The organism is Sphingomonas sinipercae, from assembly GCF_011302055.1.
GTDB lineage: Bacteria > Pseudomonadota > Alphaproteobacteria > Sphingomonadales > Sphingomonadaceae > Sphingomicrobium > Sphingomicrobium sinipercae.
The window spans coordinates 860652-886856 of record NZ_CP049871.1 but is presented as its reverse complement, the minus strand read 5'-3'; the positions used below and the strand labels follow the sequence as shown (position 1 = coordinate 886856).

At 66.2% G+C, this 26205-nt stretch carries 27 protein-coding genes and 1 tRNA gene; 15 read left to right on the top strand and 13 right to left on the bottom strand.

Going from position 1 to position 26205, the window contains the following annotated elements; all coding sequences use genetic code 11:
• Positions 1 to 30: 30 nt before the first annotated feature.
• The 3 genes from G7078_RS04580 to plsY form a co-directional block, all read right to left on the bottom strand.
• Positions 31 to 1344 carry a VWA domain-containing protein gene (locus G7078_RS04580; protein WP_246166481.1) on the bottom strand — a complete coding sequence of 438 codons (1314 nt, stop codon included), beginning with the start codon at positions 1342 to 1344 and terminating at the stop codon, positions 31 to 33.
• Positions 1345 to 1590: 246 nt separating this feature from the next.
• The gene (gene dprA / locus G7078_RS04575) at positions 1591 to 2703 is read right to left on the bottom strand and encodes a DNA-processing protein DprA (protein WP_166093455.1); all 1113 of its coding nucleotides are present in this window, start codon (positions 2701 to 2703) and stop codon (positions 1591 to 1593) included.
• Complete coding sequence (plsY, locus tag G7078_RS04570) at positions 2660 to 3259, bottom strand: glycerol-3-phosphate 1-O-acyltransferase PlsY (protein WP_166093452.1); 600 nt, start codon at positions 3257 to 3259, stop codon at positions 2660 to 2662. The genes dprA and plsY overlap by 44 nt, the downstream gene beginning before the upstream one ends.
• Before the next feature lie 55 nt (positions 3260 to 3314).
• On the opposite strand from plsY, the gene murI reads away from it, so the two are divergent.
• The 3 genes from murI (at position 3315) to G7078_RS04555 (ending at position 6535) form a co-directional block, all read left to right on the top strand.
• Positions 3315 to 4106: a glutamate racemase gene (gene murI / locus G7078_RS04565; protein ID WP_166096129.1), complete on the top strand. Its 792-nt coding sequence runs from the start codon at positions 3315 to 3317 to the stop codon at positions 4104 to 4106.
• Between the two features lie 74 nt (positions 4107 to 4180).
• A complete protein-coding gene (gene hemA, locus G7078_RS04560) occupies positions 4181 to 5392 on the top strand; it encodes a 5-aminolevulinate synthase (protein WP_166093450.1) in 1212 nt (403 codons plus the stop codon).
• Positions 5393 to 5464: 72 nt separating this feature from the next.
• Complete coding sequence (locus G7078_RS04555) at positions 5465 to 6535, top strand: calcium:cation antiporter (protein WP_166093447.1); 1071 nt, start codon at positions 5465 to 5467, stop codon at positions 6533 to 6535.
• A gap of 4 nt (positions 6536 to 6539) precedes the next feature.
• Here G7078_RS04555 and G7078_RS04550 read toward each other — a convergent pair whose 3' ends face one another.
• Entirely contained in the window at positions 6540 to 6941 is a 402-nt protein-coding gene (locus G7078_RS04550) for a hypothetical protein (RefSeq protein ID WP_166093445.1), read from the bottom strand.
• Between the two features lie 168 nt (positions 6942 to 7109).
• Here G7078_RS04550 and G7078_RS04545 point away from each other — a divergent pair, with 168 nt between their 5' ends.
• A complete protein-coding gene (locus G7078_RS04545; RefSeq protein ID WP_166093443.1) occupies positions 7110 to 8213 on the top strand; it encodes an extracellular catalytic domain type 1 short-chain-length polyhydroxyalkanoate depolymerase in 1104 nt (367 codons plus the stop codon).
• Positions 8214 to 8323: 110 nt separating this feature from the next.
• On the opposite strand, the gene G7078_RS04540 is transcribed toward G7078_RS04545, so the two are convergent.
• The gene (locus G7078_RS04540; RefSeq protein ID WP_166093441.1) at positions 8324 to 9676 is read right to left on the bottom strand and encodes an APC family permease; all 1353 of its coding nucleotides are present in this window, start codon (positions 9674 to 9676) and stop codon (positions 8324 to 8326) included.
• A 74-nt stretch (positions 9677 to 9750) separates the two neighbouring features.
• Entirely contained in the window at positions 9751 to 11337 is a 1587-nt protein-coding gene (locus G7078_RS04535; RefSeq protein ID WP_166093439.1) for an FAD-dependent oxidoreductase, read from the bottom strand.
• A 254-nt stretch (positions 11338 to 11591) separates the two neighbouring features.
• Between G7078_RS04535 and rpiB the strand changes: the two genes are divergently transcribed.
• From rpiB to rpsD, 6 genes are all read left to right on the top strand, one after another.
• Positions 11592 to 12038, top strand: coding sequence for a ribose 5-phosphate isomerase B (gene rpiB, locus G7078_RS04530; protein WP_166093436.1), 447 nt, complete (start codon positions 11592 to 11594; stop codon positions 12036 to 12038).
• Entirely contained in the window at positions 12038 to 13345 is a 1308-nt protein-coding gene (gene glyA / locus G7078_RS04525; RefSeq protein ID WP_166093433.1) for a serine hydroxymethyltransferase, read from the top strand. Before rpiB ends, glyA begins: the two co-directional genes overlap by 1 nt.
• 34 nt (positions 13346 to 13379) lie before the next feature.
• Positions 13380 to 13859, top strand: a complete 480-nt coding sequence (nrdR, locus tag G7078_RS04520; RefSeq protein ID WP_166093431.1) for a transcriptional regulator NrdR — start codon at positions 13380 to 13382, stop codon at positions 13857 to 13859.
• Positions 13856 to 14578, top strand: coding sequence for an RNA methyltransferase (locus G7078_RS04515; RefSeq protein WP_166093429.1), 723 nt, complete (start codon positions 13856 to 13858; stop codon positions 14576 to 14578). Before nrdR ends, G7078_RS04515 begins: the two co-directional genes overlap by 4 nt.
• Positions 14579 to 14640: 62 nt before the next feature.
• Positions 14641 to 14862 carry a hypothetical protein gene (locus G7078_RS04510; RefSeq protein ID WP_166093427.1) on the top strand — a complete coding sequence of 74 codons (222 nt, stop codon included), beginning with the start codon at positions 14641 to 14643 and terminating at the stop codon, positions 14860 to 14862.
• Between the two features lie 182 nt (positions 14863 to 15044).
• The gene (gene rpsD / locus G7078_RS04505) at positions 15045 to 15659 is read left to right on the top strand and encodes a 30S ribosomal protein S4 (protein ID WP_166093425.1); all 615 of its coding nucleotides are present in this window, start codon (positions 15045 to 15047) and stop codon (positions 15657 to 15659) included.
• A gap of 39 nt (positions 15660 to 15698) precedes the next feature.
• On the opposite strand, the gene G7078_RS04500 is transcribed toward rpsD, so the two are convergent.
• Complete coding sequence (locus tag G7078_RS04500; RefSeq protein ID WP_166093423.1) at positions 15699 to 17669, bottom strand: S9 family peptidase; 1971 nt, start codon at positions 17667 to 17669, stop codon at positions 15699 to 15701.
• Positions 17670 to 17758: 89 nt separating this feature from the next.
• Entirely contained in the window at positions 17759 to 19546 is a 1788-nt protein-coding gene (locus tag G7078_RS04495) for a M61 family metallopeptidase (RefSeq protein ID WP_166093420.1), read from the bottom strand.
• A 118-nt stretch (positions 19547 to 19664) separates the two neighbouring features.
• On the opposite strand from G7078_RS04495, the gene G7078_RS04490 reads away from it, so the two are divergent.
• On the top strand, positions 19665 to 20639 hold the full coding sequence (locus G7078_RS04490) for an agmatine deiminase family protein (protein ID WP_166093418.1): 975 nt from the start codon (positions 19665 to 19667) through the stop codon (positions 20637 to 20639).
• A 12-nt stretch (positions 20640 to 20651) separates the two neighbouring features.
• On the opposite strand, the gene G7078_RS04485 is transcribed toward G7078_RS04490, so the two are convergent.
• Positions 20652 to 21050 carry a low affinity iron permease family protein gene (locus tag G7078_RS04485; RefSeq protein ID WP_166093416.1) on the bottom strand — a complete coding sequence of 133 codons (399 nt, stop codon included), beginning with the start codon at positions 21048 to 21050 and terminating at the stop codon, positions 20652 to 20654.
• A gap of 77 nt (positions 21051 to 21127) precedes the next feature.
• Between G7078_RS04485 and aguB the strand changes: the two genes are divergently transcribed.
• Positions 21128 to 21979, top strand: a complete 852-nt coding sequence (gene aguB, locus G7078_RS04480; protein WP_166093413.1) for an N-carbamoylputrescine amidase — start codon at positions 21128 to 21130, stop codon at positions 21977 to 21979.
• On the opposite strand, the gene G7078_RS04475 is transcribed toward aguB, so the two are convergent.
• Together G7078_RS04475 and G7078_RS04470 are read right to left on the bottom strand one after the other, a co-directional pair.
• The gene (locus tag G7078_RS04475) at positions 21976 to 22662 is read right to left on the bottom strand and encodes a TMEM175 family protein (RefSeq protein ID WP_166093411.1); all 687 of its coding nucleotides are present in this window, start codon (positions 22660 to 22662) and stop codon (positions 21976 to 21978) included. The genes aguB and G7078_RS04475 overlap by 4 nt on opposite strands.
• Positions 22663 to 23331: a uracil-DNA glycosylase gene (locus G7078_RS04470; RefSeq protein ID WP_166093409.1), complete on the bottom strand. Its 669-nt coding sequence runs from the start codon at positions 23329 to 23331 to the stop codon at positions 22663 to 22665.
• A gap of 17 nt (positions 23332 to 23348) precedes the next feature.
• On the opposite strand from G7078_RS04470, the gene folK reads away from it, so the two are divergent.
• From folK to G7078_RS04455, 3 genes are all read left to right on the top strand, one after another.
• Complete coding sequence (folK, locus tag G7078_RS04465) at positions 23349 to 23846, top strand: 2-amino-4-hydroxy-6-hydroxymethyldihydropteridine diphosphokinase (protein WP_166093407.1); 498 nt, start codon at positions 23349 to 23351, stop codon at positions 23844 to 23846.
• Positions 23847 to 23863: 17 nt separating this feature from the next.
• Positions 23864 to 23939, top strand: a tRNA-Lys gene (locus tag G7078_RS04460).
• 81 nt (positions 23940 to 24020) lie between these two features.
• Positions 24021 to 24665: a LuxR family transcriptional regulator gene (locus G7078_RS04455; RefSeq protein WP_166093405.1), complete on the top strand. Its 645-nt coding sequence runs from the start codon at positions 24021 to 24023 to the stop codon at positions 24663 to 24665.
• 20 nt (positions 24666 to 24685) lie between these two features.
• Here G7078_RS04455 and ispH read toward each other — a convergent pair whose 3' ends face one another.
• Both ispH and G7078_RS04445 read right to left on the bottom strand, forming a co-directional pair.
• Entirely contained in the window at positions 24686 to 25678 is a 993-nt protein-coding gene (gene ispH, locus G7078_RS04450; RefSeq protein WP_166093403.1) for a 4-hydroxy-3-methylbut-2-enyl diphosphate reductase, read from the bottom strand.
• A gap of 68 nt (positions 25679 to 25746) precedes the next feature.
• Complete coding sequence (locus G7078_RS04445; RefSeq protein ID WP_166093401.1) at positions 25747 to 26172, bottom strand: DUF2141 domain-containing protein; 426 nt, start codon at positions 26170 to 26172, stop codon at positions 25747 to 25749.
• Positions 26173 to 26205: the final 33 nt, after the last annotated feature.

Below are 26205 nucleotides of genomic sequence, written 5' to 3'. Positions count from 1 at the left end.
GCGAAGACTCCCGCCGTCAAGGGCCTCGACTTACTGGATCGAAAAATCCGGCGGCAGGACGCAGCGGCCCTTGTCGTACGTGCCGCTGACCCGGATCACTTCGTCCGGCAGCGGCTCGACGCGCGTGCCGGCAATTTGCCCGGCAAGGACTCGTCGGATGCTTCCGGCCAGCTTCGTCACGACGTAGCAATCGACGTTCGGCTCCGCATGTGCATTGCCGATCCCGCTGTCGTCGGTGAGGAAGATGTAACGCGACTGGGTCGCGGCCGCGACGGCGCGCATGAAATATTCGGCCCGGTCGTCGGTGTCGGACGCGGCCACCGGGACGATCTGGATCCGCTTGGCCCGCGCCGCTTCCGCGGCAGCGAAGGCCCTGCCCTGCAGTTCATCGTGCGGCGGCGCGTCGGCGACCAGCAGCAGCGACTTCACCGCGTCCGGCCGCCAGTCCAGGCCGACCGCGCGGATCAGCGCCTGGTCCATCGCCTCGGGCATGTCGCCGCCGCCGTCACCGTCCGTCCCGTTCAGCCTTTTCTGGATGGTCGCGAAATTGCCGGTCAGGCGATCGGTGCGCGTCACATAATCGTCGCCCTCATCGCGGTACGCCACCAGCCCGACGCGAATGTCGAGCTGCGGATAAGCGCGGCGGATGTCGCCCAGGATCGACTGCAACTCCGACTTCAGGAACTCGATCTCGTCGCCCATGCTGCCGGTCGTATCGAGGGCGATGACCAGGTCGAACTTGCGGACCGGCGCGGCGCCGCCCGGGATCACGATCGCCTGCTCCTGGCCGCCGTTCTCGGCGTCGATCAGCACCGTCTTGCGAATGCCGCCCGCCGCCACGGTGACCTTGTCGCCCAGCCGGTCGAGCGAGGGGAACAGCACCACCCGGCCATCGGCAAGGGTCTGCAAAGTCAGGCTGTTGCCGTCGGCGCAGGTGATCGTCACCGGCACGAACGGCCTTGCCCGGCCGCCCGAATCCTGGACCGCGATGCTAAGCGTGCGGCGGGTATCGACGCTCGGCAGGCCGGTGACCGACTGGCCAAGCTGGCGCGCCGCCCGCGCTGCATAGCGGGCGTAGAGCATCGGGTTGAGCAGGTCGTCATGGTCGCCGGCGGTGAGCAGCCCGGCCGGCGGCGCCTGGCGAAATCCGCCCGGGCCCCGGGCTTCGGGGGAAACCGCCGCAACGGGCGGTGCCACCACCACCGGAGTGGGCGTCGGCACCGCCGTTTTCGCGTCGGATGCTTCGGCCCTCGACCCGGTCAGAACGATCTCTCCGGAGGCTTCCGGCATCTCGATCGGGGAAGCCGGCGAAGGCGGCGCCATTGGCGGGGGCGGCGCCGGCATTCCAACCGGTACCGCACGGTGTCGGTCCTGAGGACGGGGTGCAGTCTCAGGCCCAAGCGGCGGCAAGGCGGGCGCGCGCCGGCACAGCCCTTGGTCCGGCGCGGCTGCGGAGGTCGGCGCGATTGCTACCGCCAATGCGCTCAGGGAAACCATCGCTCCAACCCAATAAGCAACAGGACGCATGCTCCAACTCCTTGCCGTGTTACAATGTAACATGCCTGAAGGGCTGCCGCTGTCAAGCGGGCTCTACGCGACCCTCAAACTGACCTTGCCGCCCGCATGACGGTCGAGCCGCCCGGCAAGGTCGAGCTCGAGCAGGGCCATCTGCACCGCCCCGCTCGGCGCCCCCGACAGCCGGATCAGTTCATCGACCGGCACCGGCGAAGGGCCGAGCAGTTCCTCGACCCTGTCGAATGGAACCGCCTCGCCGTTGGGTTCGACCGGCTCGAACGGCGCCGTGGGCGAAGCGACTCGGACCTGCATCGGCCGTACCGCCTCCAGCACGTCGCTGGCATTCTGGACCAGCGTCGCGCCGTCGCGGATCAGCTGGTTGCACCCTTGCGCCCGGGGATCGAGCGGCGATCCCGGCACCGCCATCACCTCGCGCCCAGCTTCGGCAGCAAGCCTGGCGGTAATCAGCGAACCCGACCGCGGCGCCGCTTCGACCACCACGGTCCCGGCGCTCATCCCGGCGATGATCCGATTGCGATAAGGGAAATGGCGCGCTCGCGGCTCGGTGCCCGGCGGCATTTCGGCAAGCACCAGGCCGCGTTCGAACATCGCTTGCTGCCGCGCCTCATTCTCGGGCGGATAGAAAACGTCGATCCCGCCGGCGACGACGCCGACGGTGCCGACCTCCAGCGATCCGTCGTGCGCCGCAGCGTCGATCCCGCGCGCCAGACCGGACACGACCAGCACGCCTTCGCAGCCAAGTTCGTGCGCAAGGCTCCGGGCGAAGCGGCACGCCGCTGCGGAGGCATTGCGCGCGCCGACGATCGCGATCGCGGGCCGGTCAAGCAGCTTGAGGTCGCCCCTGGCGACGATCAGCGGCGGCGCATCGTCGAGTTGCGCGAGCAGCGACGGGTACAGGCCTTGCCCAAGCGCCAGGTAGCGCGCGCCCAGTCGCTCGACCCGCTCCACTTCCCGCTCGGCCTCACCCTGGCTGAACAGGCGCGGCGCCTTTCCGCCCCCGCGCCGCGCAAGGTCGGGCACCGCTTCGAGCGCGGCGCGAGCATTGCCGAAGCGCATCAGCAACTGGCGGAACGTTACCGGCCCGATGCCGGGGGACCGCACCAGCCGGATGCGGTCGATCAGGTCATTGTTCAGTGGTCTTCCTTCCCACGCGCGGCTCCGTCCCATCCTTCAGGCGAAGGATGTTTTCGCGATGCTTCCAAAGGATCAGCAATGCGAAACCGAGCAGCAGTGGGAAGAGCAGGTCATTTCCTAAAATCGCGGCAGTGATCGGCGCACTGACCGCCGCGGCAATCCCCGCGACCGACGAGATTCGGATCGTCAGCAGCAGGAGTATCCAGACCGCCGCGTAGACCGCGGCGGCGATGGGCAGGAGCGGGATCAGCACGCCAAGCAGCGTCGCCACGCCCTTGCCCCCGCGAAACTTCAGCCACACCGGGTACAAGTGGCCGATCATGGCGCCGGCGGCGGCGAACAACGCCGCTTCATCGCCAATCAGCGCCCGTGCCAGCAGAATCGCCGCGGTCGCCTTCAGGCAGTCCAGCACCAGCGTCAGCGCCGCCAGCGGCTTGCTTCCGGTGCGAAGCACGTTGGTCGCGCCGATGTTGCCGGATCCGATGTCCCGGACATCGCCCTTCCCGGCCAGCCGGGTCAGCACCAGGCCGAACGGGATCGACCCGAACAGGTAACCGATGGCCAGGGCAATGAGCAGTTCGGACGACATTGTTGACGTTCGTAGCAAACTTGCGGCGGCAATCCAGCCGCGCCACATGACGGCCATGAACCCCGCCGCGCCTTTGCTCTTTTTCGATTCCGGCGTCGGCGGGCTGTCGGTGCTCGGGCCGACGCGGGCGCTGCTGCCGACGGCACCGATCGTCTATGCCGCCGACAGCGCCGGCTTCCCTTACGGCACCAAGACGGAAGCCGAGATCGCAGCGCGCGTGCCGGCTCTGCTCGGCCGCCTGGTCGAGCGTTTCCAGCCCCGCCTGGTGGTCATCGCCTGCAACACCGCCTGCACCATCGCCCTCGACCAGGTCCGCGCCGCGCTCGACCTGCCGGTGGTCGGCACGGTCCCGGCGATTAAGCCGGCCGCCGAGCGATCGCGCACCCGCACCATCGGCGTGCTCGGCACTGAGGCCACCATCCGCCAGCGCTACGTCGACGATCTCGCTGCCCAGTTCGCGGCCGACTGCACGGTGCTCCGCCACGGCTCGCCCGAACTGGTGGAGCTGGCGGAACGCAAGCTCGGCGGCGAGCCGGTCACCGTCGAGCAGGTGCGCGCCGCCACCCAGCCGCTCTTCGACCAACCCGGCGGCGACAGGCTCGACACCGTCGTCCTTGCCTGCACCCACTTTCCGCTGCTGGAACAGGAACTGAGCGCGGCTTTCCCCGGCGTTGCCTGGGTCGACGGGGCCGCTGGGATCGCCCGCCGCATCGCTTTCCTCACGCGCGACCAGCCCTGGCCGGCCGACCCGCCCGCCGGAATCGCCGTCTTCACCGGCCCGCCGCCGCGGCGAGCCCTGCTCGGCGCGCTCGCTGCCTATGGCCTCGACGAAGTTGGCACGATCTGAACCTTGGGCGCGATTCGCATTGGAAATTGGCTGGCGGTGGGTCTAAAGGCGCTTCGAGCGAGCCCGGGACAGCTGTGAACTACGACCAGATCTTCAAGGCGGCGATCGACCGGCTTCACGACGAAGGCCGCTATCGAGTCTTCATCGACATCGTCCGCAACAAGGGGTCCTACCCCAACGCCCATTGTTTTGGCGGCAATGGCCCGCGCCCGGTCACCGTCTGGTGCTCCAACGACTATCTCGGCATGGGCCAGCATCCCGCCGTCGTCGCCGCGATGGAAGAAGCGCTGCACGAATGCGGCGCCGGCTCCGGCGGCACCCGCAACATCAGCGGCAATACCCATTACCACGTCCAGCTCGAAGCCGAGCTTGCCAGCCTCCACGGCAAGGACGGCGCGCTGCTCTTCACCTCGGGCTACGTGTCGAACGAGGCGGCGCTCTCCACGCTGGGCAAGCTGCTGCCCGGCTGCATCATCTATTCCGATGAGCTCAACCACGCCTCGATGATCGCCGGCATCAAGAGCTCGGGCTGCGAAAAGCGCGTCTTCCGCCACAACGACCTCGAGCATCTCGAACAGATGCTGATGGAGGCCGATCCCGAAGCGCCCAAGCTGATCGCCTTCGAAAGCGTCTATTCGATGGACGGCGACATCGCCCCGATCGCCGCCATCTGCGACCTCGCCGACCGCTACGGCGCGCTCACCTACCTCGACGAAGTCCACGCCGTCGGCATGTACGGCGCCCAGGGCGGCGGCATTTCGGAACGCGATTGTGTCGCGCAGCGCGTGACGATCATCGAAGGCACTCTGGGCAAGGCCTATGGCGTCATGGGCGGCTACATCGCCGCCAGCCAGCAGATCATCGACTGCATCCGCAGCTATGCGCCGGGCTTCATCTTCACCACCTCGCTATCACCGGTGCTGGTCGCCGGCGCGCTCGCCAGCGTCCGCCACTTGAAGGTCTCCTCGGCGGAGCGCGAAGCGCAGCAGGCGGCCGCCGCAACGCTTAAAAAGAAATTCGCCGCCGCCGGCCTGCCGGTGATGGAAACGGTGACTCACATCGTGCCGCTGCTGGTCGGCTGCCCGGTCAAGGCCAAGCGCGTCAGCGACATCCTGCTCGCCGAATACGGCCTGTACGTTCAGCCGATCAATTACCCCACCGTCCCCCGCGGCACCGAGCGCCTTCGCTTCACGCCGGGCCCGGTCCATTCAGCCGAAATGATGGACGAACTGACCGGCGCGCTGGTGGAGATCTGGACTCGGGAGGAGATTCGGTTGGCGGCTTAGCTGTCGCGCCGCCGGGTTGAAATCGCTTCCCCGGGGTGGCGCTCGGCCTGCTCGTCGGCAATAGAAGCGGCGATGACATTCGCTCGGCTTGCCAGTCTCCTGATGCCGATAGTCGGCTGGCTTGTGCTGGCGGCCACCGCGGTCGGATTGTCCTCACCGCTGCTCGTCGGGATCTTCCTGATCGGTGTCGTCATCGCCGCCGTCCACCACGCTGAAACGGTCGCCCACCGGGTCGGCGAACCATTCGGCACCTTGATCCTTGCCGTTGCGGTGACGGTGATCGAGGTCGGGCTGATCGTCTCGTTGATGCTGGCCAACCGCGAGGGTGCCGCAACGCTTGCCCGCGACACGGTTTTCGCCGCCTGCATGATCATCCTCAACCTGCTTCTCGGCCTGTGCCTGATCGGCGCTGCAAGGCACCAGAAAGAGGCGCGGTTCACCCGTACCGGGGCGACCGCGGCCCTCAGCACGCTGGCGACCCTGACCATCTTGACCCTGGTCCTGCCCAATCATACGACGACCGTCACCGGGCCGATCTACAGCCCGCCGCAGCTTGCGTTCGTCGCCGCTCTTTCGCTGCTGCTCTACCTCACGTTCGTGTTCGTCCAGACAGTCGGCAACCGCGATTACTTTCTCCCCAAAGGCGATCTGCAAGCGAACGCCGAGGCGCACGCGGAGCCTTTGAGCGTCAAGGCAACCTGGCTTTCGTTCGGCGCCCTGGTCGTCAGCCTCGGCGCCGTCGTGCTGATGGCCAAATCGCTTTCGGCGCCGCTGGAATCGGCGGTCGCCGCCGCCAATGCGCCGCGTGCGCTAGTCGGCATCGCCATCGCCGCCATCGTCCTCTTGCCGGAAAGTGTCGCCGCGGTCCGCGCGGCCCGCGCCAATCGACTTCAGACGAGCCTCAATCTCGCGCTCGGGTCGGCGCTTGCGACGATTGGGCTGACGATCCCGGCCGTCACCGTCACTTCGTTCGCGCTTGGGCTTCCGCTCGCGCTTGGGTTGGACGGCAAGGGGACCGTGCTCCTGTCGCTCACCCTCCTGATCGGGGCGCTGTCGCTCGCGCGCGGCCGGACGACCGTCCTGCACGGCGCCGTCCACCTGGTAATATTCGGCGCGTACCTGCTGACGACGGTTCTTCCTTAGGCGGTCAGACGGCCCGCTTCGACGCGCATGGGGTCATCGCCAGCTTGCCGCTGCTCAGCGTCAGCTTCCCGTCCAGCGCTTCGATCGGCCTGCTGTCGGGCCAATCGCCGTTCGGCGGCGGCGCCATGACGTAGCGGCCGGGCAGGACGACCACGGTGCCCGCCCTGCGCAAGTGAAACTCGATCACGTCCATTTCCGGATTCAGCGAGTGGCCGAAGAGCAAGCCGCTCCTCCGCGAGAAACGGTAGTTTCGCTCCCACCGGTCGAGCGGCCCGACGCACGGGTGCGCCGCAAGCATCCTCTCCAGGCGCTCAATGTCCCTTGCTGCCGGCGTGACCGTGTCATCGACCGACGGATCGCAACCGGCGCAAAAAAGCACAGCGACAGCGAAAGGCAGCAGTCTCATGATGATCGTTATGCCACGTGGGGGCGGCAAACCCAACCGAGGCCACCCCGGCAGCCGCCTGCTCCGCTTTTCCGCAAGCACGAGCCTTGCTCTAGTCGTCCGCTACCCCATATTGTGCAGTGCAGCATTTTCCCGAAGCTGTCTCTTCAGCCATCCCGGAGTGCCGCCATGCGAAACCTGTCCGACACTCTTACGCGGCTCAAGCGCTTGCGGCCCGCATTGGGCGAGTCGACGCCCGCAACCAGTCCCCTGCAACCGTTCACCGGCTTCGGCTCCAACCCGGGCCAGCTTAAAGGCTGGATCCATGTTCCCGAAGCCGTCGAACCGGGCGCTCCGCTAGTCGTCGTCCTCCACGGCTGCACCCAGGAAGCGGCGGGCTATGACTCCAGCGCCGGCTGGTCGCGCCTTGCCGACCTTCACGGCTACATCGTCCTTTATCCAGAGCAGCAAAGGTCGAATAATCCCAACCTGTGCTTCAACTGGTTCTCGCCCGCCGACGCCGCGCGGGGCCAGGGCGAGGCGCTGTCGATCCGCCAGATGGTCACCGCGGTCCAGACCCGCCACCGCACCGACCCGGACAGGGTCTTTATCACCGGCTTGTCGGCGGGCGGGGCGATGACCGCGGCCATGCTTGCGACTTACCCGGATGTCTTCGCGGCCGGAGCGGTCATTGCCGGGCTTCCGTTCGGCGTCGCCTGTTCCGTCCCCGAAGCCTTCGACCGCATGCGCGCTCACGGCGGCCCACGGCCGGAAAGGCTCGCGGACCTGGTCAGGGATGCGTCCGCGCATACCGGCCCCTGGCCCCGGCTGTCGGTTTGGCACGGTACGGCCGATCAAACCGTGGACCAAGCCAACGCCGCCGCGCTGATTGAACAATGGCGCCCGCTTCACGGCGCGGCGCCGGCGCCGAGCAAAGTCGAGGATGTCGCCGGCCACCCGCACCGGGTCTGGCGCGACTCGATCGGCCGTGAGGTGCTTGAGGAATACCGCATCGCCGGCCTCGGTCACGGCACCCCGCTCGACCCGGCGGGCAGCGATCACGCAGAGAGCGCCGCTCCGTTCATGCTCGACGCTGGCATCTCCTCGACCCGCCTGATCGCGAATTTCTGGGGCATCGCGCCGAAGCAGGCGCAGCCACGCACCCGGCCGTCACCGGAGGCAGCGCCGGCATTCCAGGGATCGCCGCACCTCGCCAAGACCGCCGCGTCACCCGAGCAGGGTATTCAGAAAACCATCGAGGATGCGCTGCGAAGCGCCGGGCTGCTGAAATAGCGGTCGCGTCTCGCAGGCCCAGACAACGGACTCCCCTGCGGCCATCGCTACGCCTTATACCGTGCCGGCGAGCGGAGCGATTGTCGACGAGGGCAAATCCGTAGTGCCGGTTACGATGCGGCCGGCTCCGCCGACACCCTTTTCCGCTTCGATCTCAGCCAGAAATAAGCCGGCACGCTGGCTAGTAGGGCGAGGCCGCCGCGCACCATCGACGAGGGCTCGGCCCACGCCGCCGCGGCGATGATGACGACCGAGTAGGCGATGACGGCTAGCGGTAGCCACGGATATCCCTTGGCGCGATAGGGCCGGGGAAGGTTCGGCTCCGTCTTGCGCAGGCGCATCACCGCTGAGAATGTGAAAGCGTCCAGCGCGGTGCCAAGCAGCGCGATGCTGATGAACAGCTCTTCGAACGTTCCGGTCATGGCCAGGGCAATCATGGCGCCTGCGGTGATCGCTAAGCCCGGGAGCAACGCGCCCTTGCTGGTCACGGCGCTGGCCGCGCTATGGAACCAGCCGTCCCGCGACAGTGCAAACAGGATGCGCGGCGCCTGGAACAGGTTGGCATGGCACAGGCTCATCAAGGTAACGACCGCCAGGACCGTGACAACCACGCCCGCTGCGTCCCCGAGGATCAGCGCGGTGGCGTCGGCCAGCGGCAGTTTGGACTGCGCGATCGCCTCAAGCGGAAGCACACTTAACAGCGCAAGGTTCATCAGCACGTAGATTGCGGCCACGATTGCGATCCCGCCGAACAAAGCGCGCGGAATGCTCCGTTCGGGCCGCCGGTTTTCCTCGGTGAGATAGACCGGCGTGTTCCAGCCGGCGAACGTCTCGTTGACCATGATCGCGCTTCGCCCGAGCACGAGCAACAGGGCCCATGATGGCGGCTGCACTATGGCCTGGCGTGGCTCGGGCGTCGCTTCGACCGACAGGCCGCCGACCAGGCAGACGACGATAAGGCTGAGGAAGGCCAGCGCTTTCGCGCCCGAAAGCAGCTTCTGCGATTCGCTCCCGCTGCGGAGGCCCGTCGCGTGGATCAGGAACAACAGGACAATGACGCACAGGCTGATCGCATTGCCGCCGCCTGGAAACGCAGGAGCGAGCTGCAACCCGTATTCCCCGACGGCGACGAGGATGTACGCGGCTGAGGCGACCGAGATGAACCAGTCGACCCATCCCATCAGGAACCCGGGATAGTCGCCATAGGCACGCTGGATATAGACGTAAGGCCCGCCGGCTTTCGGCAACATCACGGCCAGTTCCGCGACGCAGTTCGCGCCTAGCGCCGCCACCATGGCGCCAACCAGCCAGATACCGATGAAGAGGATTGGCTGGTTGAGATCCCCCGCCAGCGCGGCCGGAACCCGCAGGATGCCGACGCCGATCACGCTGCCGATTACGGCCGCAATCCCAAATCCGGTACCAAGGACGCGCAGCAGCCCGCGCGGTGTGTTCGCCCCCATGAACCGCCCCCTGCGGCGCGGTCGTAGCAGGATTTATCGGCGATGTCCCAAGCTGCCAGGGCCGCGTGGGAGCGTCAGCCGCCTATACCGAGCGCGGCGTGCGGCGGCTGGTTGACGTGGCTCCAGATGGCGCTGACCACCACCGACCCTTCGCCGACGCTGCTTGCCACGCGCTTGACCGACCCGGAGCGGACATCGCCGACCGCGAACACTCCCGGCAAAGACGTGGCGAAGCCGCTGCTTGCGCCCACCTCGATCCCGGTCTTCACGAACCCATGCCGGTCCAGTTCGACAAGGTCGGACAACCAGCGCGTGTTCGGGGCGGCGCCGATCATGATGAACAAGGCTCGGCATTGCGAGGTCCATTCGCCGTCCGGTCCCAGCACCGTCACCGCTTCCAGCGCGCCGTCGCCGTCCAGCCTCGACACTGCCGAGCCGGTATGAATTTCGATCTTCGGATCGGCGTCCAGCCGTTCGCGCAGGTAGGCGCTCATCGTTTCCGCAAGCCCGGAACCGCGCACCAGCAAGTGGACCTTGCTCGCGACCCTCGACAGGTACATCGCCGCCTGATCTGCGCTGTTACCGCCGCCGACGATGATCGCCTCCGTCGCCGCGCAGAAGCGCGCTTCCATCTCGGTCGCGGCATAATAAACGCCCATGCCCTCGAATTCCTCCAGCCGGGGAATCGGCAGGCGCCGGTATTGGACGCCGGTCGCGACCAGGACGGACCGGGAACACAATTGCTCGCCGTCCTCCAGCGTGACGCAGAAACCGTTGTCGCGCTGCTCCAGCCGCTCGACTCGGCGCGGCATTGCAAAGCAGGTGCCGAACTTCATCGCCTGGATTTGGCCGCGGAAGGTCAGGTCAGCACCGGAGATGCCGGTCGGAAAGCCCATGTAATTTTCGATCCGGCTGCTGGTCCCGGCCTGCCCGCCGATGGCATTGTCCTCGATGACCAGCGCGCTTAGCCCTTCGGACCCGGCATAGACGGCGGCTGCGACCCCCGCCGGCCCAGCACCGACGATGATGAGGTCCAGTTCCCCATCATGCTTGCGGTCGAGGTCCAGCCCGAAATGGCGGGCGATGGCGCGTGGGTTCGGGTCCTCGAGCGGCTTGCCGGCGATGGTCACGCCGGGAGCGCCGTTGGCAGCTTCGCGAAATGGCAGCCGGTTGCGGTTGAGGAAGCTCGCGATCCGCCCGATCTTGGGATCGCGATCGGCGCCGCTGATGACGATGCTGCTATCGCCGCCTTCGAACAGGCTCCGGCGCCGCGCCGCGAAGACCGTCAGGATGTGGTCGCCGATCTCCGGCACGTCGCTCATCAGCCGCAGCATTGCCGGGCGCGGAACTTCAATGGTGCGCGTCGTCTCGGCCGCCTGCATGGTCAAGGTCATCGACCCGCCGTTGAGAAAGGCCAGCTCGCCCATGAACTGGCCCGTCCGCAGCGATGCGTCCTGATACGGCTCGCCGGTGTCGGGATCGATGATGACGACTTCGCCCGACTCGATCAGCACGAACCGGTCGAGCGGCTCGCCGATTTCCTGGACGACGTCGCCGGGACGATATTCACGCTCGACGCCGATGGCGCGAATGGCCTCATGATGCTCGGCCGAAAACGGCCGCGGTGTCATGGTGGCGAGGTCGCCGCCGATCGATTCCATATCGCGCCCCTAGAGCCGCTGCACGAACTCGCCAAGTCGTGCGCTTATCGTCCGCCGGTCAAGGGCTGAAAAGCTGTCCTACACCGCGCTGGACGGCTACGAACCTTGCGGATGGGCAACTGGCGACTCTCGACGATCGACCCACCTTCCCGAACCGCGCTTAAAGTCACGAAAATGCTGCACGACCGCGTGACTTTAATGACTTTAAGCGCGGTGCCGGTGGAAACCCGGCGCGGCGGGCGATAGGAAGCGTCATGCGCATCGCCCTCGCCGCTGATCATGCCGGATACGCCCTCAAGGATGAGCTTGCCGCCTGGCTTCGCGATCAAGGGCATGACGTGACCGACCTTGGCACCAATGGCGGCGAAAGCGTCGATTATCCGCAGTTCGGCGCTAGGCTCGCCCGCCATGTCGGCGACGGTCTCGCCGACCGCGGAATCGCCGTCTGCGGTTCGGGCATCGGCATTTCGATCGCGGTCAACCGCGACCCGCGCTGCCGCTGCGCGCGGGTCGACGATCCGCTTTCCGCAGCGCTTGCCCGCGAACATAATGATGCCAACGTCCTCGCGCTCGGCGCTCGTTTGGTCGGGCCCGACATGGCCAAGGCCTGCGTCGCCGCGTTCCTCGACACCGATTTCGCCGGCGGGCGCCACCAGCGCCGCGTCGATCAACTTTCTCAAAGCTTACAGGACAGCGATTGATGGCCAGTGCAGCCGACCTCCACGCGGTTCAACCGGAAGGTTTCTTCAGCGAACGCCTGGCCTCGGCCGATCCCGCCGTCGCTGCTGCGATCCAGTCGGAACTCAAGCGCGAGCAGACCCAGATCGAGCTGATTGCGTCGGAAAACATCGTCAGCCGCGCCGTTCTGGAAGCGCAAGGGTCGGTGTTCACGAACAAATATGCCGAAGGCTATCCCGGCCGCCGTTACTATCAGGGGTGCGAACCGTCGGACTCGGTCGAGCAACTCGCGATCGACCGCGCCAAGCAGCTGTTCGGCTGCGGCTTCGTCAACGTCCAGCCGCATTCGGGCGCGCAGGCCAACGGCGCGGTGATGATGGCGCTGCTAAAGCCCGGCGACACGATCATGGGCATGAGCCTCGCCGCCGGCGGACACCTTACCCACGGCGCGCCGCCGGCGCAGTCGGGCAAGTGGTTCAACGCGGTGCAATATGGCGTTCGCCAGGACGATCACCTCGTCGACTTCGACGAGGTCGAGCGGCTGGCGGCCGAGCATAGCCCGAAGATGATCATCGCCGGCGGCTCGGCTTATCCGCGCCACCTCGATTTCGCCCGCTTCCGCGCCATCGCGGACAGTGTCGGCGCCTTGCTCTTTGTCGACATGGCCCACTTCGCCGGGCTGGTCGCGGCAGGCGAGCACCCCTCCCCGTTCGGCCACGCCCACATCGTCACCACGACGACGCACAAGACGCTTCGCGGCCCGCGCGGCGGCATGGTTCTGACCGATGACGAAGCCATTGCGAAGAAGATCAATTCGGCGGTCTTCCCGGGGCTTCAGGGCGGGCCGCTGATGCATGTCATCGCCGCCAAGGCGGTGGCGTTCGGCGAGGCGCTCCAGCCCGACTTCAAGACCTACGCAAAGGCGGTAATCGCCAACGCCAGGACGCTTGCGGGACGCCTGAAGGAACGCGGCGCCGATCTGGTCGCCGGCGGCACCGATACGCACTTGGCGCTGGTCGACCTGCGCCCGCTCGGCCTCACCGGCAAGGACGCCGACGAAGCCCTGGAGCGGGCCGGCATCACCTGCAACAAGAACGGCGTTCCGTTCGACCCGCTGCCGCCGATGAAGACCAGCGGCATCCGCGTCGGCTCGCCGGCCGGCACCACGCGCGGTTTCGGCGAAGCGGAGTTCCGCGACATCGGCGACATGGTGGCCGACGTGCTCCACGGCCTGGTCAAAAACGGGACGGAGAATAACGGCGACGTCGAAGCACAGGTCAATCGACGGGTCCGCGACCTGTGCGCTCGCTTCCCGATCTACGAAGGCTAGGCGCCTTGTCGGTCCTTCACGCAGGCGTTGACTGATGCGCTGTCCCTTCTGCGCGCACGAAGACAGCCAGGTTAAGGACAGCCGTCCCAGCGAGGATGGCGCGGCCATCCGCCGGCGCCGCCAGTGCGAGGCTTGCGGCGCCCGCTTCACCACGTTCGAGCGGATCCAGCTGCGGGACCTCACCGTGGTCAAGAAAGACGGCAAGCGCGAGCCGTTCGACCGCGAAAAGCTGGCCCGCGCCATCGGCCATGCGACCCGCAAGCGCGAAGTCGACGCGGCCAAGATCGACCGTCTGATCAGCGGCGTTCAGCGGCAACTGGAAACCCGCGGCGACGAAACCTCCTCGACCCGCATCGGGGAGGCGGTGATGGCCGGGCTCAAGAGCCTCGACCATGTCGCCTACATTCGCTTCGCAAGCATCTACAAGGACTTCTCCGACCCCGGCGACTTCGCGGAAATCGCCGAGCGGGTCGAGAAGGAGGCCGCGCCGGCCGACCACGAAAAGCTGTTGTGAGCGGCGCCAAGCCCGTCATCGTCCTAGTTCGCCCGCAACTTGGCCAGAACATCGGCAAGGCGGCGCGGGCGATGCTCAATTTCGGGCTGACGGAGATGCGGCTCGTCGCCCCGCGCGACGGCTGGCCGAACCCGGACGCCGGCCCGTCGGCCAGCGGCGCCGACGTCGTCCTCGAGCAGGCGCAGGTTTTCGCGACGGTGCAGGACGCGATCGCCGATTGTGCGGCCGTCTACGCCTCGACCGTTCGCCGCCGCGATTTGGTGATCCCAGTCCTTACCCCGCAGCAGGCGGGCGAGGCGATTGCCGGCTCGGCGGAGCGCTCAGCCATCCTGTTCGGGCCGGAGCGGTCAGGGCTGGAGACGGAGGACGTCGCGTTAGCCAACGCAATCGTGACCGTCCCGATCAACCCTAAATTCGGGTCGCTCAACCTGGCGCAGGCGGTAATCCTGCTGGCTTACGAATGGTCAAAGCAGTCGGAGCTCGCGGTTCCGCCAGCGAGGGAAGCCGAACCGCCGGCGCCGCACGGCGAGTTCGAAGGATTGGTCGCGCAACTTGAGGGCGAGCTGGAATCGAAGGGCTATTTCCATCCGCCGGAGCGCTCCCAGGCGACCAAGAACACGCTTCGAACGATCTTCACCAAGGCCCCCTGGTCTTCGCGTGAAATAAAGGCCGTTCGGGGGGTTATTCGGGCACTCGCCAAGCCTGCAAGAATCCGCTAGGTCACTCTAAACGGGACAAGAATCACCTTTATCTACTCGACTGGAGAGCCTGTATGTCGCTTGTGTTCACTGCCGCCCTTGTTGCCTTTGCCCAGGCGGGCGCGCCCTCCACGGTTTCGACCGCACCGACGCAGGACAAAGTGATCTGCAAGCGTGAAGACGACCAGGCGGACGTCGGTTCGCGGCTTCGCGGCCGCGGCGACAAGGTCTGCAAGAAAGCGTCGGAATGGCGCCAGATCCAGCAGGGCCAGCAGCCGACCGCCGGCAGCGGCAACTCGAAATAAGGGAGCGCGGGCGCTTCGCCGCCGATCGGCGGGGCGCCTCGCTTCATTGACTTTTCGCACGAGCGCCGCCAAGTGCGCCGCTCGCAATTGATCCCGCATTCCCGGTGAAGCGGCGATCGCGTCGAGCGTAAGGCTCGGCGGTGCGGTCCGGGAAAACGACAGAAGCAAATTGGAGAACCAACGTGAGCAAGCGCTCAAGCGCCAAGTATAAGCTCGACCGCCGCATGGGCGAGAACGTCTTCGGACGGCCCAAGAGCCCGGTCAACCGCCGCGAATACGGCCCCGGCCAGCACGGCCAGCGCCGCAAGGGCAAGGTCAGCGATTTCGGCATCCAGCTTCGCGCCAAGCAGAAGCTGAAGGGCTATTACGGCGACGTCACCGAAAAGCAGTTCAAGCGCACCTACACCGAAGCCAGCGCGATGAAGGGTGACGCTTCGCAGAACCTGATCGGCCTGCTCGAGCGCCGTCTCGACATGGTCGTCTATCGCGCCAAGTTCGCGCCGACGATCTGGGCCGCGCGCCAGCTGGTCAGCCACGGCCACATCCGCGTGAACGGCGTGAAGTGCAACATCGCCAGCCGCCGCGTGAACGTCGGCGACGTCATCGAACTGGGCCCGAAGGCGCAGGAAATGGCGCTCGTCATCGAAGCGCAGGGCCTGGCCGAGCGCGACGTGCCCGATTACGTGGTCCCGGACGGCACCTCGAAGGTGACCTACAACCGCGTGCCGACGCTCGACGAGGTGCCCTATCCGGTCCGGATGGAGCCCAACCTCGTGATCGAATTCTACTCGCGCTAATCGACGGCTTGGGCGGCGGTTTGCGCCGCCCTCGCTTTCCTATTGCCCGATAGTCCGCTGCAGCAGCTCGCCGATCTTGCGCAGCAGCTCCCGGCGGGCGGGCCCGTCATCGAGCTGGTGATCCAGAGTCCTGAACCGCAGCAGCTCGACGGTCTTGCCCGACGACCGCAGCGCGGAATCCATCTTCACCGAATGGTCGACGCTGACGTTGAGGTCGAGGTCGCCATGGGCAAGCAGCACCGGCGCCCGGATTGCCCCCGCGCGCCGCAAAGGCGATCCTTCTTCGATATGCGGGCCCTTACCGACGAAATCGGCGACGAGCGCCTGCCTGGCGTAGCCCCGCGCCTCTGACTTCAGCAAAGCGAGGTCGGTCGCGGGCGCGATCGCGGCGACGGCCTTGAACAGGTCGGGCTCGGTCGCCGCAGCCTGCAAGGCCGCATATCCGCCATACGACCAACCGACCACTGCAAGCCGGTTGGGGTCGGCAATTCCTTGCTTCACCAGCCAGCGGATCGACCCGGTTATATCCCCGATCGACGTCCGCCAGCTCTTGAAGCCATTGTCGACCAGCCACTGGTCGCCAAAGCCCGCCGATCCCCGATAGTTCGGCTGGATCACGGCGTAGCCGCGCGCGGCCAGGAACTGGGCGATCCAGTCGAAACCCCATTCATCGCGCGAGCTCGGTCCGCCATGCGGAAGGACCACGGCGGGGAGGTTTTTCGGATCCTTGCCTGCCGGCAGGGTCAGATAAGCGGGAATCTGCGTTCCATCCGCAACGGTCGCAGTGACCGTCTGGACCTTGGCGATCGGATGCTTTTCGAGCTGTGGCCGCGCAAGGAACAGCTCATCCAGCTTCTTGGCGGAGCGGTCGTAGAGATAGTAGCGCCCGGGATCGCTGTCGCTTCCGGCAAAGACCAGGCTGCGCGTGCCGTCCTGGCTGTCCGCGACGAAACGGATCAGCGGCAGGCCGGGCAGCGCCTTGTTCAGCGATTCGGCCAGCGCCTTGTGCGAAGCATCGAAATAGATCGTCTGGCGCCGGTCATCGACGAAACTGTAGCCGATCACCTGCCCTCCCTGCGCGCTGCGAACGACGTCGTCGATGTCGACACGCGGATTGGAAGCAACCAGTTCCGTCGACACGGGATCGGTCAGCCGCATCCGGTACAAGGCATAGCGGCCATCCAGCTTCTTCAAGGCGTAAAGCGAATCCACCGACGCATCGATGGCGAGTGGCACGATCTCCTGCCCGCCATAGCCACTCAGCAACCGCCACTCCCGCGAGGACGCGGTGCGGAAATCGATCCGCCGGCGACCGGTCAGGAGGCCGCGGCCGTCCTCCTCGTTGGTAATCCGAACCCGCACATTTCCCCGCCCGTCGGTCAGGTAGGCCCCGACGCCGCGGCGCGGGTTTTCCACGATCTTCGTCGCCATGCTGGCCGAGTCGATCCAATCGACGCCCAAGCCGTCGTCAGTCCGCACGACGCGGGATCCCGTCGTGTTGGTCTCGGGCACATACTCCCTCTGCATCAGCACCGCCCCATCGCCGCCCGGGCGCCAATCGATGATCGTGCCGTCGAATTGCCGGATGCGCTCGTCCTTGTAGCTGGCGCTTTGGCCAAGCAGTTTCACGCCAGTGCCGTCGCTGTTGATCGCGACGGTGCGCGAGAAGGGGATCAGTTTCCCGGCATCGCTTTCCATCCAGCTGATCTCGCAGATCAGCCGTATGTCGGTGACGAAGCCGCACCAGTCGATCTTCTCATTCTTGGCCGCCCCGGCCGACTTCAGGAATGTCTGGATCGCGCCCGTGTCGAGGTCGGCGACGAATGCGACCATGCCGGCGCCTTGGGACGGCCGCAGGTAAGCGACCCGATGACCGTTGGGCGAAAGATCCGCCGAATGGATGTCTTCGCGCGAGCCGAACGCGTTGGCGTCATCGACTAGCGAAGTTTGCGCGCCAGCGGGCGCAACGCCCAGCGCAATCGCGCTGGCCAGCAACAAGGCCTTGTACATCGAACTCCCCCCAAGGTCCCCGAGCCCCCGCATCGTGCCACGATGGCGGGCAAACGCAAGCTGGCAGCGGGATTCCTTGGGCTGCGGCGTTAAGCGCCCGGGTAGGTGACCAGCAGCCAGCGCTGGAACAGGGCCTTCTGGGCCGCCGTGGGATTGTCGATCGGTCCTACCGAAGCGTCGCCGCTCGAAGCGCCGAGCTTCAGCGTCTTCTGGCCGATCTGGTCGCGGCGGAAATAGGTCACGGTGACCGTGGCGCCGGGGCGGCGCTCGGCCAGTGCGGCGCCGAAGCGGTCGTTGGTCACCCGCTTGCCATCGAAAGCGACGATGATGTCGTCAGGCGTAAACCCCGCGTTCCATGCCGGGCCTCCGCGCTCCACCGAGGTCAGCTTCATCCCGCCGCTGCCCTGTTCCCCGCTCCAGCCGGCGAACGGCTTCGGATCGGCGGCGTTGGAATAGGTCAGTTTCAGCCCGACCGGATTAAGCAAGCTGTTGAAGTCCACTGCCCCCAGCGGCGCGTTGACATAGCGAGCCCACCAGTCGTTCCAGGACGAACCGGTCAGTTCCTGCAGGATCTGAAGCACGTCCGCGCTGCTGTAGCCCCGCCGGGTCGAGGGGAAGCGCTTGTAGAGAGCGTCATGGACATCGCGATAGGAGACTCGTCCGCCCGTCCGCTCGAGCAGTGCAATGTCGAGGATCCAGGAGACGATCTCCCCCTGGTCATAGATATCGACTTCCGAATTCCTGGCGCGGTCGCCCGACTGGCCGATCCACTGGTCGAACGAGGCGTCGGCGACCGACTGCACCGCCGCGCCGCCACGCCGCTGGTGGCCGTCGATGATGTCGTCGAGGTGGCCGAAATATTCCTTCGGCGTCGCGATCCCGGCCCGAAGCAATTGCTGGTCGGCGAAGTAGCTGGTCGACCCTTCGGCGATCCACAAAAGGTCGGAATAATTTTCCCGCTGGTAGTCGTAAGGGACAAGGCCGCTGGGCCGGTACGCCTTCACGTTCCAGGTGTGGATGAACTCGTGCGAAGCCGTCGAGAGGAAGCCGAGATAACGTTCGCGCGGCCAGAACGCGTAACGCGGAATCTGGATCACGGTCGAATTGAGGTGCTCGGTCGCCCCACCGGCCCCATCGGTCGCGTGGACGATGAACACATAGCGCTGGAAGGGATAAGCGCTCCAGATTTTCGGCGCCTGGGCGACGATCTTCTGAAGGTCGGCCACGGTCTGCCGAGCGTCGTAATTGCCATCGCCCCAGAAGACGACTTCATAGTCGCGGCCGCCCTCCTTGAAAGCGAAGCGCCGGCTGATGCCGGTTTCGATCGGGGAGTCGGTCAGCACGTCCCAATTGGCGGCGATGAAGCGATGCGGCGCTGGCGATTGCATCCCGGACACGCTGGTCCAGCCCGACGGCACCCGCAGCGACACCGTCGTATCGTCGCTTCGAAGCGAGTCCGCGTACATGAAGATCGCCGATGGGTTCAGGTAGGCATGGCTGTCATCGATATGACGCGTGCGAAGGCCCAGTTCGTTGCCATAGATTTCGTAGCCGACGCGGACCGGCGTCCCCGGCGCGCGGTGAATCCGCCACGTCGATTTGTCGATTTTTTTCCAGCGCAGCGGACGCCCGGCGCGGTCGCTGGCGCTGAAACCGCGGACCCCGTTGGCAAGGTTGAGAATGTTGTAGCGACCGGTTCGCCAAGCCGGCATCCTGATGTCGAGGGAGGCGCCGGCCGTGGCCGGAAAGTCGATGCTGACCTTGCCGGTGTGATGTTCCGGCGCGGTCAGGTCGATCGCATAGTCGACCCGCGCTTCGGCCGTCGCGGCCAGGGCCAGCGCCGATGCCGCAGCCAGATATTTGAACGCTCGAAACATGGTCGCCCCGCATGCTGATGATCGACCCACCCTAGCAGCTGGACGGCCTGGCGAAATGCCCCATCGACGAACGAAGGGGCACTTTGCTTGCACCCCCCACTCCTTTAGTCGGGCGGGCATGTCTTCCCCCCCTCTTCCCGAATGGGCCGAACATGAAGCCGTGTGGATCGGCTTCCCGAGCGATCCCGAACTGTGGCTTGCCGACCTGAAAAGCGCTGAGCGCGAGGTCGCCGCCTTCGCCGCCGCCGTCCACGCCGACGGTGAAGGCGAAGAGGTTCGGCTGGTCTGCGCGCATGAGGATGCGGCGGTTGCCGCGCGCGCGCTTGCCCCCTTCGCCACCGTTGTCGTCGAACCGTTCGGCGACATCTGGCTGCGCGACACCGGGCCGATCGTCCGCGGCACGGGCGATGCCCGCCGAGCGGCAGGTTTCCGCTTCAACGGCTGGGGCGGCAAGTACGACCTGCCCGGCGACGACAGCATCGGGGAGCGGCTTGCGGCGAGCGAATCGCTGCCGTTTTCAAAAGCCGGCTGGATCCTCGAAGGCGGGGCGATCGATCATGACGGGGCGGGCAACGTCATCACCACCGAGCAATGCCTGCTGAACCCCAACCGCAACACGCTGACGCGCGACGAGGTTGAACAGCGGCTGCGCGAGGACCTTGGCTTCGATCGCGTGATCTGGCTCGGGGCGGGGCTGCTGAACGACCACACTGACGGCCATGTCGACAATCTGGCGCGGTTCGTCGCGCCCGGGCGGATCGCGATCCCGACCGCCGCCGAAGCCGACCCGAATGCCCAGGTCTATGCCGATGCTGCGCGTCGGCTGGCCGATGCCGGGCTGGACGTGACCACCTTGCCCTCACCGGGGCGGATCGAAAACGACGAAGGCGACGTCATTCCGGCCAGTTACATGAACTTCTACATCGGCAACGCGGCCGTCGTGGTTCCGCAATATGGCGCAGCGAATGACCAAGCGGCGGTCGCGGCGATCCAGGCCCTGTTCCCCGACCGCGTCGCGATAGGCCTTCGCGCCGACCATGTGCTGACCGGCGGCGGCAGTTTCCACTGCATCAGCCAGCAGGTGCCGGCCTAAACCTTCTCGCCATCAGCGGCGATCGAGCAGCCGGTCGATCGTCTCGGCGTGCGAAGCGTCGACCCCGAACTCGGCCTCCATCGAATGGCGGATGCGCTCGAGCTCGCTTTGCGTGCGGTGTTCGATGCCGATGAATTCGTTGCGGGCGCCGTCGATCGCACGGATCAGCTCGTCCAGCTTCGACTGGATCGCGCTGGCATCGCGATTCTGCGCATTCTGGATCAGGAACACCATCAGGAAGGTGATGATCGTCGTGCCGGTGTTGATCACCAGCTGCCAGGTGTCGGACCAGCCGAACACCGGACCCGAAATCAGCCACAGGACGATCGTCGTCAGTGCCAGCGCAAAGGCGACTGGCCGCCCTGCCCAGCTCGCTACCGCCTGCGCCAGCCGCTCAAATGCGTTTTCCATCATTGCCCCCGATCGATGCCCTGCGACTCGCTCGTCGTGGCTGCCACTGTGCGGCGAATGCCGCTAAGGGCAAGCGCATGACCAAGCTAACCGTCGCCGCGCTCCAGCTCGCCTTTGGCGAGGACACGCAGGAGAACATCCGCAACGTCTCCGATCTCGTGCGCGAAGCGCATGGGAAAGGGGCGCAAGTCGTGCTTCCACCCGAGCTGTTCGAAGGTCCGTATTTCTGCCGCGAGGAAGACGAAGCCCTGTTCGCCAACGCGAAGCCGACCGCGGAGCATCCGTCGGTGCTGGCGATGCAGGCGCTTGCGCAAGAGCTGAAGCTGTGGATTCCTACCAGCTTTTTCGAGGCGGACGGTCCGCACCATTACAACTCGCTGGCGATGATCGGCCCGGACGGGAAGATCGCCGGGGTCTATCGCAAGAGCCACATTCCCGACGGCCCGGGCTATGAGGAGAAGTTCTACTTCCGCCCCGGCAACACCGGGTTCAAGGTATGGAATGGCCCCGACCGCTCGACGCTGGGCGTCGGCGTGTGCTGGGACCAGTGGTATCCCGAAACGGCGCGGGCGATGATGCTGATGGGCGCCGATATCCTCTTCTATCCGACCGCGATCGGCACCGAGCCGCACGATCCCGACCTCGACACCTCGCGGTTGTGGCGCCGGGCGATGATCGGCCATGCCGTTAGCAACGTCGTGCCGGTGGTCGCTGCCAACCGCATCGGGACGGAGTGCGGGCAGCGCTTCTACGGGCACAGCTTCATCTGCGACGAGCGCGGCGACATTCTCGCCGAATTCGGTGCGCAGGAGAGCGGGGTGATTACGGCCGAGCTCGACCTGGCGCTGGCCAAGAAGCATCGCGCCGCCTTCGGCTTCTTCCGCGACCGGCGGCCCGACCTTTACGGCCGCCTGGTCGAGGACCGCTAGTCGGCGGCGGCTGCCGAACCCGAGTCGGCGTTCTTTCCGAGCAAGTGCAGGCTCAGGCGGCGGATCGCCAGGCTGATGACCGCCGCCGCTGCGATCAGTTCGCCCTTCAGCGTTTCGTCGCGAAGCACCGCCCACAAGGCGAGCGCGCCCCAGACCAGGGCGATCGACCCGAAGCGGAACAGGACGCTTCGCCGTTCGGCAGCGGTCACTTCCGCGTGGATCATGCCGGGGCGGTTCATTGCGTAGAACCACAAAACGACCTGCAGGAACGTCACGCTGGAGACGAGCGCGACATAAGCGACCATGCCTTTCGTCGGCCCGATCTCGGTTACGAGCCGCGCAATAAACGGGGACAGCCCGACCAGGCCGAGAATCGCCAGGGTGATGACACTGACGAACCGGTCGACGCGTAGCAGCTGCGCGTAGATCCGGCGGTGCATGAGCCAGAAGGCACCGACAATCAGGAAGGCGAACAGATAGCCCAAAAGCGCCGGCCCCGCGGCAACCGCGAGCGATTGCAGCCGCCCGTCCCACGCGTGCGGAAGCGGCAATTCCAGTGCCAGAAGCGTGATCGCGATCGCGAACACACCGTCGGAGAGCATGACCATGCGGTCATAGTCGTGACGCTCGATCCGCGCCGCGAGCGGCTCGTTCCCGTGAAGGCTTTCAAGTTCCCCGGCCATTCAGTCCCCCAGTGCCAGCGCCCGCTCAAATATCGCTTCGAACATCGGCGCGTCGAGCTTTCGCGTATTCTGATTGTAGCGCGAGCAATGATAGCTGGAGAGCAAGATGCGGCCGTCGGGAGCAACCGCCTCTGCAGCGTGCCCGAACTTGGTGCCCGACGGCGGCAGGCCCAGCGCCCGGGCGGAAGCGACGTGGGCGATCTGCCCAAGCGCGACAACCACACGCACCTTTGGCAAAGTTGCCAGGCCCGCTTCCAGATAATTGCGGCAGGTGGCGATCTCGCTCGGCTCGGGTTTGTTCGCCGGGGGCAGGCATTTGACGGCGTTGAGGATGATCGCGCCGTCCAGCCGCAATCCATCGGCGGAATCGCCGGCATAAGCGCCCTTGGCCAGGCCGAACTTGAGCAACGTCGCATAGAGGAGGTCGCCGGCATAATCGCCGGTGAAGGGGCGACCGGTGCGGTTGGCGCCATGCTTGCCCGGCGCGAGGCCAATGATTGCCAGCCAGGCATCGGGATCGCCGAACGCGGGAACCGGCGCATTCCACCATTCGGGAAACTCGGCCCTGCACGCTTCGCGGAAGCGCACCAGACGCGGGCACAGCGGGCAATCGCGCGGCGCCTCCGCCTGGGGAATGGGCGACCGGTCGGCGGGGCTGGCGAAGTGCATCGCGCTCACCTAGGCCCATGCGCTTGGCCGAAGCAACGCACCTCTACGCAATCGCCATCGGGTCGAACCGCCGCCATGGGCGCCACGGACGGCCGGCAAGCGTGGTCGAGGCCGCCGTATTCCGCCTGGAAAGCGAATTCGGCCTGTTCGACGTTGCGCCGACCATCCTCAATCCCGCGGTCGGTGGGGCGGGCCGGGAATTCGCCAATTCCGTCGCCTTGGTTGAATGCACGCTTGCGCCGCCCCAGATGCTGCAACGGCTCAAGGCGATTGAGCGGGAGTTCGGGCGCCGCCCTGGTCGGCGCTGGGGCGAGCGGGTGCTCGATCTCGACATCGCCGCGTGGAGTGGCGGCCAGTGGCGTTCGCGCGGCCTGACCGTTCCTCACCGTGCCGCGTCGAGCCGTATTTTCGTCGTCGGTCCGCTAGCCGCAATCGCCCCCGGCTGGCGGCTTCACGGCGCGCTTACCGCACGTCATCTCGCGGACCGCCTTGCTAGGCCGCGGCCACGGCGGTAACGCGCTCCCCGCTGGTCGGGCCCTTAGCTCAGTCGGTAGAGCAACTGACTTTTAATCAGTAGGTCGCTGGTTCGAACCCAGCAGGGCTCACCAGCGCCTCTTCCAGCATCGGCAGGATTCAGCCCACGGGTTGAGTTACCTGCTTAGGGCTAGGTATGCTACGCCCCTGGCACCATGCATCAGGCGGACGCACAATTGAGCCCGGACGACGTGGACACGGTAGTCAAATCCATCGCCAACACGCCGATTGCGACGATCGTGACCGATTGCCGGTTGCCCGATAATCCGATCATCGCCGTCAACGCGGCTTTCGAGCAACTCACCGGCTACTCGCGGGAAGAGGCGGTCGGCCGCAATTGCCGTTTCCTGTCGGGCGAAGCGACCGAGCCGGAAGCGCAGCTCGCCCTTGGCAAAGCCGTTCGAAAAGGGGCTTCGGTGGTCGTCGAACTGACCAATTACCGCAAGGACGGCCGCGCGTTCCGCAATGCCGTAATGATCGCGCCGGTACGGGACGATGCCGGCCGGGTGACGCTGTTCGTCGGCTCGCAAATGGATGTCAGCGAATGTGCGGCGCAGGGAGGCCTTCGCAACCAGCGAGCGAAGCAACTGGTCGATGGGCTGACCCGTCGGCAACGACAGGTGCTGAAGCTGATGAGCGCGGGTTTTCGCAACAAGCAGATCGGCGGCGAGCTCGGCATCGACGAGAAGACGGTCAAGATGCACCGCGCCCGGATGCTTCAGTCGCTTGGCGTGACCAGTTCCGCGGATGCAATCCGAATTGCCGTCGAAGCGGATTTGCGGCTGAGCGACGCAGGCTGACCGCGAAAGCGGTGGCGCGACTAGTCCAGGTTGGCGATCGCCAGCCGCTTGAAGACGGTGTCTTCCCGCGCCGCCTCGATCTCCTCGATGGAGACGCAAAATCGCTCCTCCAGCAGCGAAATCACCGCTTGGACGCTGCTTTCTGGCGTTGAAGCGGCGGCCGAAATGGCGACGCATTTCGCTTGGGCCAGCCGGCCCACGTCGAGCGCGTTGGAGCGGGCGACCAGCTGGACGTTCGGGCACAGCAGCGAGGCGACTTCGGCAAGGCGAGCCGCGTTGGAAGAAAAGCTTTCCCCGACCACGATCACCGCGTCGGCACGGGCCGCGACCTCCCGGACCGCGGCCTGCCGGTTGGTGGTGGCGTAGCAGATGTCGCTGGTCGATGGCCCGTCGACCTTCGCAAAGCGGGCGTGCAGCGCAGCGACGATGCCTTCGGCCTCATCGACCGAATAGGTCGTCTGCACCGCGTAGGCGACCGGGGCTTCGCGGCGTAGCGGCAATCCCTCGACCTCGGCGATGCTGGAGACGACGGAGGCGGCGCCCTTGGGAAGGCGGCCTATTGTGCCCTCGATCTCCGGGTGGCCATGATGACCGATGATGACGACGTGGCGGCCCCTGCGGTGATGCCTTTCGATTTCGCGGTGGACCTTGGCGACCAGCGGGCAGACGGCGTCGAAGGCGCGCAGCCCCAAGTCCGATGCCTCCTTCAAGACAGCGGGTGCGACCCCGTGCGCCGATAGGACGACGACGCTTCCGGCCGGCACCTCGCTCAGCTCTTCGACGAAGATCGCACCTTCGGCCTCAAGGCTTCGGACGACATCGAGATTGTGGACGATGGGCCGCCGCACGTAGACCGGCGCCCCGTGGACCGCGAGCGCATCCCGGACCGCATCAATCGCGCGGCGGACGCCGGCGCAGAAGCCACGCGGAGCGGCAAGCAAGACGCGCAGCTTCGGACGCACCGAATCCTCCGGAGCCTGCTGATTTGCGACAAGGGTCGGGACGTGGAGCATTTTCTCCCTGCAACTCCCCCTCACCCGCAATGAAGCCTATGGAGGCGGTCGTCCCGAATCCATCTAGGCTAAAGAATGTATTGCATGCGCACCGCGGCGCGGGTGAAGCCGAGCTCGAGTTTGATGTCGACCTGCTTGAACCTTGGCGCGCCGAAGCGCACCACCGGATTCCGTGAAAACCCGAATCCTTCCTTCGGAATCCCGAGCATGGTGTCGAGCCGCTGGTTGCCATTTTCATCGTGAACGACGGTCAGCGCGTAATCGCCGGGCGGGTAGCCGGTGAATATCAGGTTCCGCGTCGTCGCCGGCGCCGTCCGCTTCAACGCCTGCGGATCCTTCCTGCAATCGGGGAAGAAGTGTTCGTCTGCCGTCAGGCAGGCATGGATCAGGCCGCGCTGATTGCGAACGCCTTCGATCGAGACGTCGAGCTGCGTCGTGGCGGTGGTGGCGGAAACCAGGGCGGGCAAGGCAATGATGACGGCGAAGCGGCGCATGGCGCATCCTATCATGCCAATTGTCGTGCTTCC